Origin of the sequence: Nonomuraea sp. NPDC005730 (assembly GCF_040630865.1) — a bacterium.
Lineage (GTDB): Bacteria > Actinomycetota > Actinomycetes > Streptosporangiales > Streptosporangiaceae > Nonomuraea.
Window position 1 is genome coordinate 26,302 of record NZ_JBEXYK010000002.1, and the last position, 13,895, is coordinate 40,196.

14 protein-coding genes and 1 pseudogene are annotated in these 13,895 nt (G+C 73.3%); 12 read left to right on the plus strand and 3 right to left on the minus strand.

Annotated features, from left to right (window positions below):
* Nucleotides 1-60: 60 nt before the first annotated feature.
* Nucleotides 61-528, plus strand: coding sequence for a GNAT family N-acetyltransferase (locus tag ABZ444_RS02775; RefSeq protein ID WP_357991713.1), 468 nt, complete (start codon nt 61-63; stop codon nt 526-528).
* A 64-nt stretch (nt 529-592) separates the two neighbouring features.
* Here ABZ444_RS02775 and ABZ444_RS02780 read toward each other — a convergent pair whose 3' ends face one another.
* Nucleotides 593-883: a hypothetical protein gene (locus ABZ444_RS02780; protein WP_357965437.1), complete on the minus strand. Its 291-nt coding sequence runs from the start codon at nt 881-883 to the stop codon at nt 593-595.
* Nucleotides 884-1,096: 213 nt separating this feature from the next.
* On the opposite strand from ABZ444_RS02780, the gene ABZ444_RS02785 reads away from it, so the two are divergent.
* From ABZ444_RS02785 to ABZ444_RS02820, 8 genes are read left to right on the plus strand one after another with little or no spacing between them, the layout of a single operon-like run.
* The gene (locus ABZ444_RS02785; protein WP_357991716.1) at nt 1,097-2,407 is read left to right on the plus strand and encodes an MFS transporter; all 1,311 of its coding nucleotides are present in this window, start codon (nt 1,097-1,099) and stop codon (nt 2,405-2,407) included.
* Nucleotide 2,408: 1 nt separating this feature from the next.
* On the plus strand, nt 2,409-4,421 hold the full coding sequence (locus tag ABZ444_RS02790; RefSeq protein ID WP_357991719.1) for a molybdopterin-dependent oxidoreductase: 2,013 nt from the start codon (nt 2,409-2,411) through the stop codon (nt 4,419-4,421).
* Entirely contained in the window at nt 4,418-5,812 is a 1,395-nt protein-coding gene (locus tag ABZ444_RS02795) for an FAD-dependent oxidoreductase (RefSeq protein ID WP_357991722.1), read from the plus strand. The genes ABZ444_RS02790 and ABZ444_RS02795 overlap by 4 nt, the downstream gene beginning before the upstream one ends.
* Nucleotides 5,809-8,238, plus strand: coding sequence for a nitrite reductase large subunit NirB (gene nirB / locus ABZ444_RS02800; RefSeq protein WP_357991725.1), 2,430 nt, complete (start codon nt 5,809-5,811; stop codon nt 8,236-8,238). Before ABZ444_RS02795 ends, nirB begins: the two co-directional genes overlap by 4 nt.
* On the plus strand, nt 8,235-8,555 hold the full coding sequence (nirD, locus tag ABZ444_RS02805; protein WP_357991727.1) for a nitrite reductase small subunit NirD: 321 nt from the start codon (nt 8,235-8,237) through the stop codon (nt 8,553-8,555). The genes nirB and nirD overlap by 4 nt, the downstream gene beginning before the upstream one ends.
* A gap of 54 nt (nt 8,556-8,609) precedes the next feature.
* Nucleotides 8,610-9,341, plus strand: coding sequence for a class I SAM-dependent methyltransferase (locus ABZ444_RS02810; RefSeq protein WP_357991730.1), 732 nt, complete (start codon nt 8,610-8,612; stop codon nt 9,339-9,341).
* Nucleotides 9,341-10,324 (plus strand): iron-containing redox enzyme family protein, encoded by a 984-nt coding sequence (locus ABZ444_RS02815; RefSeq protein ID WP_357991733.1) that lies wholly within the window; start codon nt 9,341-9,343, stop codon nt 10,322-10,324. Before ABZ444_RS02810 ends, ABZ444_RS02815 begins: the two co-directional genes overlap by 1 nt.
* The gene (locus tag ABZ444_RS02820; RefSeq protein ID WP_357991735.1) at nt 10,321-11,409 is read left to right on the plus strand and encodes a glycosyltransferase family 2 protein; all 1,089 of its coding nucleotides are present in this window, start codon (nt 10,321-10,323) and stop codon (nt 11,407-11,409) included. The genes ABZ444_RS02815 and ABZ444_RS02820 overlap by 4 nt, the downstream gene beginning before the upstream one ends.
* On the opposite strand, the pseudogene ABZ444_RS02825 reads toward ABZ444_RS02820, so the two are convergent.
* Nucleotides 11,373-11,495 (minus strand): annotated as a pseudogene (locus ABZ444_RS02825) (hypothetical protein); the annotation flags it as partial. The gene ABZ444_RS02820 and the pseudogene ABZ444_RS02825 sit on opposite strands and share 37 nt — an antisense overlap.
* 366 nt (nt 11,496-11,861) lie before the next feature.
* Between ABZ444_RS02825 and ABZ444_RS02830 the strand changes: the two are divergent.
* The 3 genes from ABZ444_RS02830 to ABZ444_RS02840 all read left to right on the plus strand — a co-directional run bounded on the left by ABZ444_RS02830 (nt 11,862) and on the right by ABZ444_RS02840 (nt 13,474).
* Nucleotides 11,862-12,437 (plus strand): nuclear transport factor 2 family protein, encoded by a 576-nt coding sequence (locus ABZ444_RS02830; RefSeq protein ID WP_357991738.1) that lies wholly within the window; start codon nt 11,862-11,864, stop codon nt 12,435-12,437.
* A gap of 71 nt (nt 12,438-12,508) precedes the next feature.
* Complete coding sequence (locus tag ABZ444_RS02835; protein WP_352322745.1) at nt 12,509-12,790, plus strand: metal-sensitive transcriptional regulator; 282 nt, start codon at nt 12,509-12,511, stop codon at nt 12,788-12,790.
* Nucleotides 12,791-12,832: 42 nt separating this feature from the next.
* Nucleotides 12,833-13,474 carry a class I SAM-dependent methyltransferase gene (locus ABZ444_RS02840; protein WP_357991741.1) on the plus strand — a complete coding sequence of 214 codons (642 nt, stop codon included), beginning with the start codon at nt 12,833-12,835 and terminating at the stop codon, nt 13,472-13,474.
* 74 nt (nt 13,475-13,548) lie between these two features.
* On the opposite strand, the gene ABZ444_RS02845 is transcribed toward ABZ444_RS02840, so the two are convergent.
* Nucleotides 13,549-13,791, minus strand: a complete 243-nt coding sequence (locus ABZ444_RS02845; protein ID WP_357991744.1) for a hypothetical protein — start codon at nt 13,789-13,791, stop codon at nt 13,549-13,551.
* Nucleotides 13,792-13,895: the final 104 nt, after the last annotated feature.

The window sequence follows — 13,895 nt, forward strand, 5'->3', positions numbered from 1 at the left end:
CCGTAACGACGTACGGGGGCGGTGGACGGTTCAACCAAATGCGCTGGTTACCCTGTGCGCATGATTCGCCCCGCCACCCCAGCAGACGTCCCCGCCATCGTGCGCATGATCCTTGAGCTGGCCACGTACGAGAACGCCGCGCACGAGGTGCGCGTGACCGAGGAGATGCTGCGGAACTCGCTCTTCGGCGAGCGGCCCGCCGTGTTCGCGCACCTGGCCGAGCAGGACGGCGAGCCCGTCGGATTCACGATCTGGTTCCTGACCTACTCCACCTGGCGCGGCGTGCACGGCATCTACATGGAGGACCTGTACGTGCGCCCCGAGCACCGGGGCGGCGGCCACGGCCGCGCGCTGATGGCGGAACTGGCGCGGATCTGCGCCGAACGCGGCTACCAGCGCCTGGAGTGGTCGGTGCTCGACTGGAACGAGCCGTCCATCGCCTTCTACGACAAGCTCGGCGCCGTACGGCAGGACGAGTGGCTGAAGTACCGGCTGACCGACGAGCCGCTGGAGCGGCTGTCCCGCTGAGGCCCCCGGTGAAGAGGTGCGCCGCGCAGGCCGGCCCCCCGGCGCGACCTGCGCGGCCTCCTGGTCAAACTCCGACGTGCGAGCGGGACCGCTGGCCCTGCGTGCTGTCGAACATCTCGGTGCCGCGCTCTTCGAGGTCCTTGTGGGTCTCCTCGATCCGCAGCGCGACGCCCATCGCGAAGAACGTGGGCGCCCACTCGCCGACGAAGATCCCCCACCGGTCGGCCCGGTCGAGGCCCGCGCCTTCGTTGTTCTTGGAGATCATCCAGGAACAGAAGGACAGGCCGATGGACGCCAGCCCCGCGGCGTACATGTGGCCTGACTTGATGCCCATCTGGTGCAGCTTTTTGATCATTATTCCCCCCTTGCCATGAGTGCTGTTACCCCGGGGAAGACCGCGTAACCAGCCAGAACTCCGATCATTACCGGCGTGTTTCGCCGGTGACGCTTGTGCGCGCCTTGTTACCGCGGTGAATCACACGTAACCGGCGCACCCCCGCCGGCTGCCGGAACGCGTAACGCGGCCTTCCTACCGTGGTGCTCCCGACGCCGAGCGGAGGAGAGATCGATGGCGCGCTGGATCACCGAGTGGCACCCCGACGACCCGGCCTTCTGGCAGCGGACCGGCAGGCACGTCGCCCGGCGCAACCTGGTCTTCTCCATCGTGGCCGAGCATCTCGGGTTCACCGTCTGGACCCTGTGGAGCGTCGTGGCCACCAGGATGGGGGCCTACGACTTCTCCACCGACCAGCTCTTCTGGCTCGTCGCGCTGCCGAACCTGGTCGGGGCGGCGCTGCGGGTGCCCTACACGTTCGGGCCGGGCAGGTTCGGCGGGCGCGACTTCACCGTGGCCAGCGCGGCGCTGCTGCTGGTCCCGGCCGTGCTGCTCGGGGTGGCGGTGAACGATCCCGGCACGCCGTACTGGCTGTTCCTGGTGATCGCGGCGCTGGCCGGGGTGGGCGGCGGGAACTTCGCCTCCAGCATGGCCAACATCACCTACTTCTACCCGCGCGGCAAGCAGGGGCTGGCGCTCGGGCTGAACGCGGCGGGCGGCAACGTCGGGGTCAGCTCGGTGCAGCTGGTCGTGCCGCTGGTGATCGGCTCGCTCGGGACGGCCGCCGCCGGCTGGTTCTGGATCCCGTTCATCGTGGTGGCCGCGGCCTGCGCGTGGTTCTTCATGGACAACCTGGCCGGCGCCAGGGCCGAGCCGCGCGAGCAGCTCGCGGTGGCCGGGCGGGCGCAGACATGGATCATGTCGGTCCTGTACGTCGGCACGTTCGGCTCGTTCATCGGCTACTCGACGGCGTTCCCGCTGCTGAGCAAGAGCCTGTTCCCCGAGGCGCCGTACGCGGCGGTCGCGTTCGCCGGGCCGCTGCTCGGCTCGCTGGTCAGGCCGGTGGGCGGCTGGCTGGCCGACCGGCTGGGCGGCGCGCGGGTGACGCAGTGGAACTTCGCGGCCATGGGCGCCGGGGTGCTGCTGGCCTGGTCGGCCGCCGCCGCGGGCGGCTTCTGGCTGTTCTTCCTGGCCTTCCAGCTGCTGTTCCTCACCGCGGGCATCGGCAACGGCTCGACGTACCGGATGATCCCGGCGATCTTCCACGCCAAGGCGGTCGCCGAGCGCGGCGCGGGCGCGGAGGCCCTGCTGCACGGCAGGCGCCAGGCCGCGGCGGCGATCGGCGTCATCTCGGCGGTCGGCGCGCTCGGCGGCTTCCTCGTCAACCGGGCCTTCGGCATGGCGTTCGCCGCGGCCGGCACCCCGGCGCCGGCGTTCCTGGCCTTCGCCGTCTTCTACGCCGCCTGCCTGGCGCTGACCTGGTGGTGCTACACGCGTACCGTCGGCGTCACGGTCGTCGCCAGCCTCGCCCACGCCCGGGTCTGACATGACGAAGACACACTGCCCCTACTGCGCCCTCCAGTGCGGCATGGAGATCGGGCCCGCACTGGAGATCAGCCCCAGGACCGACGTCCCGGCCAACGCCCCCGGCGCGCTGTGCCAGAAGGGATGGACGGCGGCCGAGCTGCTCACCAACGGCGAGCGCCTGACCACGCCGCTCCTGCACGGCGAGCCGGTGGAGTGGGAGGCCGCCCTCGACCACGTCGCCGCCCGGCTGTCCGACATCCGCGCCGAGCACGGCCCCGACGCCGTGGCCGTGTTCGGCGGGGGCGGGCTGACCAACGAGAAGGCCTACCAGCTCGGCAAGTTCGCCAGGGTCGCGCTCGGCACCAGCCAGATCGACTACAACGGCCGCTTCTGCATGTCCTCGGCCGCCGCCGCCTCCCTCCGGGCCTTCGGCATGGACCGGGGCCTGCCGTTCCCGGTCACCGACCTGGGCGAGGCCGACGTCGTGCTGCTGGCCGGCGCGAACGTGGCCGAGACCATGCCGCCGTTCGTCCGGCACCTGTCGGGGCCGCGGCTGATCGTCGTCGATCCGCGCCGCACCCCGACGGCCCGGCTCGCCTGGCTGCACCTGCAGCCCACGCCCGGCACCGACCTGGCGCTCGCGCTCGGGCTGCTGCACCTGGCGATCGCCGACGACCTCGTGGACGCGGACTACGTGGCGGCCAGGACCACCGGCTTCGACGACGTGCGCACCTCGCTGGCCGCCTGGTGGCCCGAACGCGTCGAGCGCGTCACCGGGGTGCCGGTGCACCGGATGCGGCAGGCCGTACGCGCGCTGGCCGCCGCCGGGAACGCCTACGTGCTGACCGGGCGCGGCGCCGAGCAGCACGCCAAGGGCACCGACACCGTCACCGCGTTCATCAACCTGGCCCTGGCGCTCGGCCTGCCCGGCCGGCACGGCTCCGGCTACGGCTGCCTGACCGGCCAGGGCAACGGCCAGGGCGGCAGGGAGCACGGCCAGAAGGCCGACCAGCTCCCCGGCTACCGCAGGATCGACGACCCGGCGGCCCGCGCGCACGTCGCGCGGGTGTGGGGCGTGCGGGCCGAGGACCTGCCGGGGCCGGGGCGGTCGGCGTACGAGCTGCTGGACGCGCTCGGCACCCCGCGGGGGCCGCGGGCGCTGCTGCTGTTCGGGTCCAACCCGGTGGTGTCGGCGCCCGCGTCCGGGCACGTCAGTGGCCGGATCGCCGGGCTCGACCTGCTGGTCGTGGCCGACGTGGTGCGCTCGGAGACCGCGGCCATGGCCGACGTGGTGCTCCCGGTCACCCAGTGGGCCGAGGAGAACGGCACGATGACCAACCTGGAGGGGCGCGTCCTGCTCCGCCGCCGGGCCGTCGCGCCGCCGGCGGGCGTCCGGAGCGACCTGGACGTCATCGCCGGGCTGGCCGCCCGGCTCGGCCACCGCTTCGACACCGAGCCGGCCGCCGTCTTCGACGAGCTGCGCCGGGCCGCCGCGGGCGGCGTCGCGGACTACTCGGGCATCACCTACGAGCGCATCGCCGCCGGGACGGGCCTGTTCTGGCCCTGCCCGTCCGAGGACCACCCCGGCACGCCCCGGCCGTTCCTGGACCGCTTCGCCCACCCGGACGGCCGCGCCAGGTTCGTCCCGGTCGAGCACCGGCCCGCGGCCGAGGAACCCGACGGGGACTACCCGGTGTACCTGAGCACCGGCCGCGTCCTGTCCCACTACCAGAGCGGCGCCCAGACCCGCCGGATCGCGGCGCTGGTGCGGGCCGCCCCCGAGCCGTTCGTGGAGCTGCATCCCGACCTGGCCGAGCAGCTCGGCGTCGCCGCGGGCGACCTGGTGCGGGTCACCAGCCGCAGGGGCCGGAGCAGGGCGGTGGCCAGGATCAGCGACGCCATCAGGCGCGACACCGTGTTCATGCCCTTCCACTGGGAGGGCGCCAACCGGCTCACCAACCCGGCGCTCGACCCGGTCTCCGGGATGCCGGAGTTCAAGGTCTGCGCGGTCAGGGTGGAGAGGGACTCATGAGGCTCGTCGTCGTGGGGAACGGGATGGCCGGGTCACGCCTGGTCAGCGAGGTGCGGGCGCGTGACCCGCGGATGCGGGTGACCGTGTTCGGGGCCGAGGCGGGCCCGCCGTACAACAGGGTGCTGCTGTCGGACGTGCTGGCCGGGAGCGCGCGTCCCGAGCAGGTGCGCCTGCTGGACCCCTCCTGGTACGCCGCGCACGGCGTCGAGGCGGTGCCCGGCGCCGAGGTCGCCCGCATCGACCGGGACACCAGGCACGTGGTGACCGCGGACGGGCGGCGCGAGCCGTACGACCTGCTGGTCCTGGCCACCGGCAGCCAGGCGGTCGTGCCGCCGCTGCCCGGCGTCGGGCGGGCCGTGCCGTTCCGCACACTGGAGGACTGCGAGCGGATCGTGCGGGCGGCCGGGCGGGCGCGCCGCGCGGCCGTCGTCGGCGGCGGGCTGCTCGGGATCGAGGCCGCCCGCGGCCTGGCCGGGCGCGGCCTGCCGGTCACGCTGCTGCACCTGGCCGGGCACCTGATGGAACGCCAGCTCGACGCCGAGGCGGGCGAGGTGCTCGGCCAGACCCTGGCCGGGCTCGGCGTGGCGGCCCGCACCGGCGTCAGCGCGGCCGCGGTCGAGCCGGCCGGCGTCCGGCTGGCCGGCGGCGAGCTGGTCGAGGCCGACCTGGTCGTCCTGGCCTGCGGCGTGCGCCCGGTCACCGGGCTCGCCGCCAAGGCGGGGCTGGAGGTGCGGCGCGGCGTCGTCGTGGACGACGAGCTGCGCACCGGCGACCCGTCGATCTTCGCCGTCGGCGAGTGCGCCGAGCACGACGGCACGGTGTACGGCCTGGTCGCCCCCGCCTGGGAGCAGGCCGCCGTGGCGGCCGAGGTGATCACCGGCGGCAAGGCCCGCTACCGCGGCTCCCGCCTGGTCACCAGGCTCAAGGCCAGGAGCGTCGAGCTGGCCGCCATGGGCGAGACGCAGCTCGGCGAGGAGCACGCCGAGGTGGTGCGCTTCAGCCACCGCGCCCGCGGCACCTACCGCAAGCTCGTCATCCGCGACGGGCGGCTGGTGGGCGCGATCCTGCTGGGCGAGAGCGACGCCGTCGGCACCCTCACCCAGCTCTTCGACCGCGGCGGCCCGGTGCCGGGCGACCGCGCGGGGCTGCTGTTCCCCGGCCTGTCCCCGGCACCGGTCGCGGGCAGCCCGGTGCTGATGCCGGACGCGGCCGAGGTCTGCCGGTGCAACAACGTGACCAAGGGACAGATTCGGGCGTGCTGGGAGGCCGGCGCCCGCGACGTGGCCGGGGTGGCCGCCGCCACCAGGGCCACCACCGGCTGCGGCACCTGCCGCGACGCCGTGGAGGGCATCGTCGGCTGGTTGTGCGATCAGGAAGGAGTGCCGGTATGAGGAGGATCGTCGTCGTCGGGTACGGCCCGGCCGCGCACCGCTTCGTGGAGACCCTGGCGAGCCGGGGCTTCGACGGGCGGATCACCGTCATCGGGGAGGAGCCACGCCCGGCCTACGACCGGGTGGCGCTGACCTCGTACCTGTCAGGGGCCACCGTGGCCGACCTCACCTACCCGGTGCCCGCCGGGACCGTGACCAGGCTGGGCAGCCGGGCCGTCGCCGTCGACCGGCAGGCGCGGACGGTGACCGTCGAGGGCGGGGCCGCCGAGCCGTACGACGTGCTCGTGCTGGCCACCGGGTCGGCGCCGTTCGTGCCGCCGGTGCCCGGACGCGAGCACGCCCACGTCTACCGCACCATCGACGACCTGGACGCGATCCGGGCGGCTGCCGAGCACGCGGCCGAAGGCGTGGTGGTCGGCGGCGGCCTGCTCGGCCTGGAGGCGGCCGACGCGCTGCGGGCGCTCGGCCTGAAGGCGCACATCGTCGAGATGAGCCCCTGGCTGATGCCGCGCCAGGTGGACGAGGGCGGCGGCGCGGTGCTCAAGGGCCACATCGAGGCCCTCGGGCTCGGCGTGCACGCCGGGTCGGGCGTCCAGGAGGTCGTCACCGGGCCGGACGGCCGGGTCGCCGGGGTGCGCACGCCGGCCGGCACGCTGATCGAGGGCCAGGTCGTGGTGTTCTCGGCGGGTGTCAGGCCGCGCGACGAGCTGGCCAGGGCGTGCGGGCTGGAGGTGGGGGAGCGGGGCGGCGTCGTGGTCGACGACGGGATGCGCACCTCCGACCCGTCGGTCTACGCGATCGGCGAGTGCGCGCTGGCCGGCGGCACGGTCCACGGCCTGGTCGGGCCGTGCAACACGATGGCCGAGGTGGCCGCCGACCGGATCATGGGCGGGACGTCCTCGTTCGCGGGCGGGGACCCGTCCACGAAGCTGAAGCTGCTCGGCGTCGAAGTCGCCCAGTTCGGCGCGATGGACGGCGCACTCGACGTCACCTACATGGACCCGGTCGCCGGGATCTACAAGAAGCTGTTCATCAGCGACGACGCCCGCACGCTGCTCGGCGGCATCTGCGTGGGGGACGCCGGGCCGTACGCGGCGCTGCGGCCGTTCGTCGGCAAGCCGTTGCCCGCACCGCCCTCCGACCTGCTGTTCAGCGGCTCCGGGGCGCCGCTCGACCTGCCCGGCGACGCGCAGGTCTGCTCCTGCAACAACGTGTGCGCGGGGGACGTCCGGCACGCCGTCGCCGAGCTGGGCGTGACCGACGTGCCCGGCCTCAAGGCGTGCACGCGGGCCGGCACCACGTGCGGGAGCTGCGTGCCGATGCTCAGGCAGCTCCTGGAGGAGTCGGGGGTCGAGATCGGCAGGTCGCTGTGCGAGCACTTCGCGTACTCGCGGGCCGAGCTGTTCGACATCGTCCGGGTGCGGAAGATCACGACGTTCTCCCGGCTCATCGCCGAGCACGGGCAGGGGCGCGGCTGCGACGTCTGCAAACCCGCGGTCGCCTCGATCCTGGCCTCGCTGCACAACGGGCACGTGCTCGACGGCGAGCGGGCCGCGTTGCAGGACACCAACGACGCCTTCCTCGCCAACATCCAGAAGAACGGCACGTACTCGGTCGTCCCGCGCATCCCGGGCGGCGAGATCACGCCGGACAAGCTCATCGTGATCGGCGAGGTCGCCCGCGACTTCGGGCTCTACACCAAGATCACCGGCGGGCAGCGCATCGACCTGTTCGGCGCCCGGGTCGAGCAGCTCCCGGAGATCTGGCGACGGCTGGTGGACGCCGGATTCGAGTCGGGCCACGCCTACGGCAAGGCGCTGCGCACGGTGAAGTCGTGCGTGGGCTCCACCTGGTGCCGCTACGGCGTCCAGGACTCCGTCGGCCTGGCCATCGCCCTGGAGCTGCGCTACCGCGGTCTGCGCTCCCCGCACAAGCTCAAGTCGGCCGTGTCCGGCTGCGCCCGCGAGTGCGCCGAGGCCAGGTCGAAGGATTTCGGCGTCATCGCCACCGAGCAGGGCTGGAACCTGTACGTCGGCGGCAACGGCGGCTTCCGGCCCCGCCACGCCGACCTGCTGGCCACCGACCTGAGCACCGGCGACCTGATCAGGACCGTCGACCGGTTCCTGATGTTCTACGTCCGCACCGCCGACCGGCTGCAGCGCACCGCCGCCTGGCTGGAGTCGCTGGACGGCGGCCTCGACCATCTCCGAAAGGTGATCATGGAAGACTCGCTCGGCATCTGCGCCGACCTCGACGCCCAGATGGAACAGCACGTCGCCACCTACGCCGACGAGTGGGCGGCGACCCTGGACGACCCGGAGAAGCTGGGCAGGTTCGTCAGCTTCGTCAACGCCCCCGGCGTGCCCGACCCGTCGATCGTGTTCGCCTCCGAGCGCGGCCAGATCAGGCCGGTGATGGCCCGATGAGCTGGACCCCGGTCTGCGAGTACGCGGCCCTGCCGCCGGAGCGCGGCGTCTGCGCGCTGGTCGGCGGCCGGCAGGTGGCGCTGTTCCGCACCTACGAGGGGCACGTGCACGCCCTGGACAACCTCGACCCGTTCAGCGGCGCGTACGTGCTCTCGCGCGGCATCGTCGGCACCAGGCGGGGCGAGCCCACCGTGGCCTCGCCGCTGCACAAGCAGGTCTTCTCGCTGGTGTCGGGGTCCTGCCTGGACGAGGAGGCCGTCCAGGTGCCCGTCTACGCCGTACGGGTGGCGGCCGGGCGGGTGGAGGTCAGCGTTTAGCCGATCAGGCCAGGGGCATTGACCTGCTGAAACACGGGGGACAGGAGGTGCGCCGTGGCCTACGACGCCTCCGCCTACGGGCGCGGGATCGCCGACATCTACGACGCCACGGTGACGGAGCTGCCGACCGGCGCGGCCGTCGAACGGCTGGCGACGCTGGCCGAGGGCGGCCCCGTGCTGGAGTTCGGCATCGGCACCGGACGGCTGGCGCTCCCGCTCGCCGCCCGCGGCCTGTCCGTCGCCGGGATCGACGCCTCGCCGGAGATGACCCGCGAGCTGCGCGCCAAACCCGGCGGCGCGGCCGTCCCCGTGACGGTGGGCGACTTCTCCACCATGCGGGTCGAGGGCTCGTACGCGCTGGTGGTGCTCGCGATCAACACGATCTTCGCCCTGCCCACCCAGGAGGCGCAGGTCAACTGCTTCGCCAACGCCGCGCGGCACCTGCGCGGAGGCGGGCGGTTCGTGGTCGAGGCGTGGGTGCCCGACCCGGCCGCCTTCCGCGACGGCTCGGCGCTGCGGCTGCTGTCGCTGGCCGAGGACGTCGTCCTCATCGAGGCGGCCCGGCTCGCCCCGGCCACCCAGCACATGCGCACCACCCGCGTACGGCTGACCGGCGAGGGCGTGCGGCTGCTGCCCGCCAACCACCGCTACGCCTGGCCCGGCGAGCTCGACCTGATGGCCAGGCTGGCCGGGATGGCTCTGGAACACCGCTGGGCCGACTGGATCGGCACCCCGTTCACCGACGAGAGCCGCGCGCACGTCTCCGTCTACCGCAAGGCCGCCTGATGCGCCTGCCGCCCGCGCGTGGCCCGCTCACCGACCTGCTCTTCGACCGGCTCGCCCGGCCGCCCGCGACGCTGCCCGACGCCCCCGGCCCCGACGGCGAGGAGGATCTCCAGCTCGCCCTGTTCGCCTGCTACGAGCTGCACTACCAGGGTTTCGACGAGGTGGACGACCGCTGGGAGTGGGAGCCGTCGCTGCTGCGCCTGCGCGGCCTGCTGGAGGACCGCTTCGAGCGGGAGCTGGCCGGGGCCGTGCCGCGTCCCGGGCCGGTGCCGCCCGGCGAGGTGCGGCGCGCGCTCGCCGCGCTGACCGCCGAGGACGACGACGAGCCGTCGGTCTCGCTCCACCTCCAGCGCGAGGCCGGGATCGAGACCTTCCGCGAGTTCGTCGTCCACCGCTCGATCTACCACCTGAAGGAGGCCGACCCGCACACCTGGGCGATCCCGCGCCTGCGCGGCCGGCCCAAGGCGGCCCTGGTGGAGATCCAGGCCGACGAGTACGGCGGCGGCCGGCCGGAGCGCATGCACTGCGAGCTGTTCGGCCACACCATGCGCGGCCTCGGCCTCGACGACTCCTACGGCGCGTACCTGCCGCGGGTCCCCGCGGTCACCCTGGCCGTCAGCAACGCCATGTCGCTGTTCGGGCTGCACCGGCGGCTGCGCGGCGCGCTGGTCGGCCACCTGGCCGCGATCGAGATGACCTCCTCGCTGCCCAACCGCCGCTACGCCGCGGGCCTGCGCAGGCTCGGCGGCGACGCGGCGGCGGCCCGGTTCTACGAGGAGCACGTGCAGGCCGACGCCGTGCACGAGCAGATCGCCGCGGCCGACCTGTGCGGCGGATTCGCGGCCGCCTTCCCCGCCCTGACCGGCGACGTCCTGTACGGCGCGGCCTGCGCCCTGGCCCTCGAACGCCGCTGGGCCGAGCACGTCATGGGCTGCTGGGAACGCGGTGCCTCCTCCCTGCTCGACCAGGCGGTGCCCGCATGATCGACCTCGACTACGTGGTCCCGCTGCGCTGGCAGGACGACTCCGGCCTCGACGAGCTGACCGCATACCTGCGCGCCCTCGCGCCGCACGTACGCGTGACCGTGGTCGACGGCAGCCGACCCGAGCTGTACGCCCGCCACGCCCGCCGCTGGCGCTGCCTGGTCCGGCACGTCAGCCCGGCGGCCGGCCTGTCCTTCGCCAACGGCAAGGTCAACGGCGTGACGACCGGGCTGCGGCTGGCCGAGGGCGACCGGGTCGTGATCGCCGACGACGACGTGCGCTACGACCTGCCCGCGCTGGCCGAGATGCACGCCCTGCTCGCCCGCGCCGAGCTGGTCAGGCCGCAGAACTACTTCGACCCCGCCCCCTGGCACGCCCGCTGGGACACCGCCCGTACCCTGCTCAACCGCGCGCTCGGCGCCGACTACCCGGGCACGTTCGGCGTCCGGCGGTCGTTCTTCCTGGCCATGGGCGGCTACGACGGCGACGTGCTGTTCGAGAACCTGGAGCTCGTCCGCACCGTGCGCGCCCACGGCGGACGCGAGCTGCGCCCGCCCGGCCTGTACGTCCGGAGGTTGCCGTGCGACGCGCGGCGGTTCTGGTCGCAGCGGGTGCGGCAGGCCTACGACGACCTCGCCCAGCCGGTGCGGCTGGCGTCCTTCCTGGCGGTGCTGCCCGCGCTCGCGCTGGTGCGCCGGCCGCTGCCGCTGCTGGCCGCCGCCGGGACGGCCGTCGCCCTGGCCGAGGCCGGGCGGCGGCGGGCCGGCGGGCGGCGGGTCTTCCCCGCCGCCGCCTCGCTGTTCGCGCCGGTGTGGGTGCTGGAGCGGGCGGTGTGCTCCTGGCTGGCGGTGGGCGCGGCCTGCGCGGGCGGCGTGCCGTACGCGGGGGGACGGCTCGCGCGGGCCGCCCACTCGGCGCGGTGGCTGCGCGCGCGGGCTCAGGAGTCGGCGGGCGGGTCGGGCTCGCTCGACGCCTGGAAGCCGACGGACTTGTGCGAACCATCGCAGAACGGCTTGGTCGACGATCGGCCGCACCGGCACAGCGCGACCGTGGCCCTTCCGGGGTCGATCGGCTCGCCGTCCTGAGTCAGCAGCTCGAAGGGGCCTCTGATCAGCAGTGGGCCGTCCGCACAGGGCGTGACGGTGGTCGTCGGTTCGTCCATCGTCGTCATCTGCCCCGCCGGCCAGCCCCCTCACCTGCGCGGACGTCGCTAGAGGGCCTCCATGGGCGGGTAGACGTGCGGGGTGGGGTGAGCCGCGGGAAGGACGCACCGCCGCCCGGACCGGACGCTGACACAGCGTTCGGCGTCCTCACGCTGGGGCAGTGGTTCCGGGTTCGCCTGTGTTGGCCGCACTGGAGGGACGCTATAGGCGGGCCTTCCCCACCCGGTCTCGGGTCGGCAACGATCACAGCTCTGACCGGTCTCACCAATGACAGTGAAGCGTTACCGTGAGTAATACCGACATGAGGTAAAGGGGTCGTGCGGAGTGCCTAAACCGGGCATTCGGGAACGACCGGCGAGGGCATCAACCCGGCCATGAGCAAGATTTCTGAGCGCAGGGCACTCCTGCTGGCCGCGATCGTTCCCGTCGTCCTGGTCGCGGGCTGCTCCGCGGGGAGCAACACGCAGGCGATGAAGGGGGAGGCCAGCCCGGCCACGCCGACCGAGACCATGATGACGCCCACCGAGACCGGCATGGAGTCGCCGACCACGACCGAGACCATGACCGAGACCGCCACGCCGACCGGCACCATGACGGCGGCCACCCAGCCGCGCGCCGCCGTCCAGAACTACTTCGACGCCCTGAAGGCCGGCAACGTGGACGCGGTCGTGAAGACGTTCACCAGCGACGCCGTGGTGGCCATGGACGGGGAGGCCACGGCCACGGGCTCGCAGGCCATCCGCAGCCTCTTCGAGAAGCTGCTCAAGGACGGCGCCGACCTGAAGTCGGCCACGCACACCATCGACGAGACGCGGAACGCGGGCAGCCAGGACGCCTTCGCGCGCTCGACCAGCAAGCAGGGCGACACCACCTACCGCGAGCTCTTCATGCTCTCGCACCAGGGCGGCCAGTGGCTGATCTCGCGCTTCATGAACAACCAGGGCGGCTGACCGGGCCTGCTCCGGAATACGGTAGGGGGGTACCGTGTTGCGGTCGGTGTAGCGAGCGAGAGGACCGGGAGATGGCCGGGTACACCGACGGCAAGCAGGACCACCTCCGGCGGCTGCGCCGGATCGAGGGCCAGGCGCGGGGCATCCAGCGCATGGTCGAGGACGACAAGTACTGCATCGACATCCTGACGCAGGTGTCGGCGACGACGAGCGCGTTGCAGTCGTTCGCGTTGTCGCTGCTGGAGGAGCACATGGCGCACTGTGTGGTCGAGGCGGCGCGCAAGGGCGGGGCCGAGGCGGAGGCCAAGGTCAAGGAGGCGGCCGACGCCATCGCCCGCCTCGTCCGGTCGTGACCGATCCACGCGGAGCTCGCGCGGGCGGGTTAGCGTGGGGGCGTGCAGGACCTGACGCGGTTCCAGAACCCCCGCTTCGCCCAGGCGTACGAGCGGATGAGCGCCGAGTCGGAGCGGCGGGGTGCGGCCGAGCACCGGCGGCGGCTGCTGGCCGGGCTGGCCGGGCGGGTGCTGGAGGTCGGCGCGGGCAACGGGCTGAACTTCGCGCACTACCCGGCGGCGGTGCGCGAGGTGGTCGCCGTCGAGCCGGAGGACCGGCTGCGGAGGCTGGCCGGCCGGGCCGCGGCCGGCGCGCCGGTGCCCGTCAGCGTGGTCGCCGGGCACGCCGCGGACCTGCGGTTCGCGGACGCCTCCTTCGACACCGTGGTGCTCTCGCTGGTGTTGTGCTCGGTGCCGGACCAGCGGGCGACGCTCGGCGAGGTGTTCCGGGTGCTCAGGCCCGGCGGCGAGGTGCGGTTCTACGAGCACGTGCGCTCCTCGCGGGCCGCCGGCGCGCTGGTGCAGGACCTCGTGACGCCGCTGTGGCGGCGGATGGCCGGCGGGTGCCGCCTCAACCGCGACACCGAGCGCGCCATGGCCGACAGCGGGCTGGTGGTCGAGGAGCGCGAACGGTTCGCGTTCCGGCCGTTGCCGTTGTCGCCGAGGTTGCCGCACATTCTCGGACGCGCCAGGAAACCGGCTTGACCGGTTGCCCGGATGGTTCGCCACGGCTGCTGTGCCGACAAATCTGGAAAAATAGGTTTTTGTTCTGATGTGCGTTATTGCGCTGTGGTGTCACCGGGGATACGCGGAGTGATACGGCGCTGATCCACCAACGCCAGATAAACCGCGAACGCCCCCTGTGCCCACATCCCGGCCTGCTGCGCGGTCAGCCGGATCTCCTCGCCCTCGTGCGTGACGACCAGATAACCACCCGGCGCGCGGCGCCAGGCGACCAATACGTTCTCGTAAACCAGAACGTCGAGCATCGCGGTCAGATATTCGCCTCCGGTGGCGGACACGGCGTAAGCCTCCTCGCTCCTCGCCGAATTCTCGCCCTGATTTCCTCGTGCTGACTCCATTGTGCGCGCCGCACCGGGAATTGTCGCACCCGGCCGGCCGGCTG

Bases quoted from the DNA above. Each gene is read 5' to 3' on its own strand.
- ABZ444_RS02780 (WP_357965437.1), bottom strand. From the start codon at position 883: ATGATCAAAAAGCTGCACCAGATGGGCATCAAGTCAGGCCACATGTAC.
- ABZ444_RS02820 (WP_357991735.1), top strand. From the start codon at position 10,321: ATGATCGACCTCGACTACGTGGTCCCGCTGCGCTGGCAGGACGACTCC.
- nirB (WP_357991725.1), top strand. From the start codon at position 5,809: ATGAGGAGGATCGTCGTCGTCGGGTACGGCCCGGCCGCGCACCGCTTC.
- ABZ444_RS02775 (WP_357991713.1), top strand. From the start codon at position 61: ATGATTCGCCCCGCCACCCCAGCAGACGTCCCCGCCATCGTGCGCATG.
- ABZ444_RS02795 (WP_357991722.1), top strand. From the start codon at position 4,418: ATGAGGCTCGTCGTCGTGGGGAACGGGATGGCCGGGTCACGCCTGGTC.
- nirD (WP_357991727.1), top strand. From the start codon at position 8,235: ATGAGCTGGACCCCGGTCTGCGAGTACGCGGCCCTGCCGCCGGAGCGC.
- ABZ444_RS02790 (WP_357991719.1), top strand. From the start codon at position 2,409: ATGACGAAGACACACTGCCCCTACTGCGCCCTCCAGTGCGGCATGGAG.
- ABZ444_RS02815 (WP_357991733.1), top strand. From the start codon at position 9,341: ATGCGCCTGCCGCCCGCGCGTGGCCCGCTCACCGACCTGCTCTTCGAC.
- ABZ444_RS02830 (WP_357991738.1), top strand. From the start codon at position 11,862: ATGAGCAAGATTTCTGAGCGCAGGGCACTCCTGCTGGCCGCGATCGTT.
- ABZ444_RS02785 (WP_357991716.1), top strand. From the start codon at position 1,097: ATGGCGCGCTGGATCACCGAGTGGCACCCCGACGACCCGGCCTTCTGG.
- ABZ444_RS02835 (WP_352322745.1), top strand. From the start codon at position 12,509: ATGGCCGGGTACACCGACGGCAAGCAGGACCACCTCCGGCGGCTGCGC.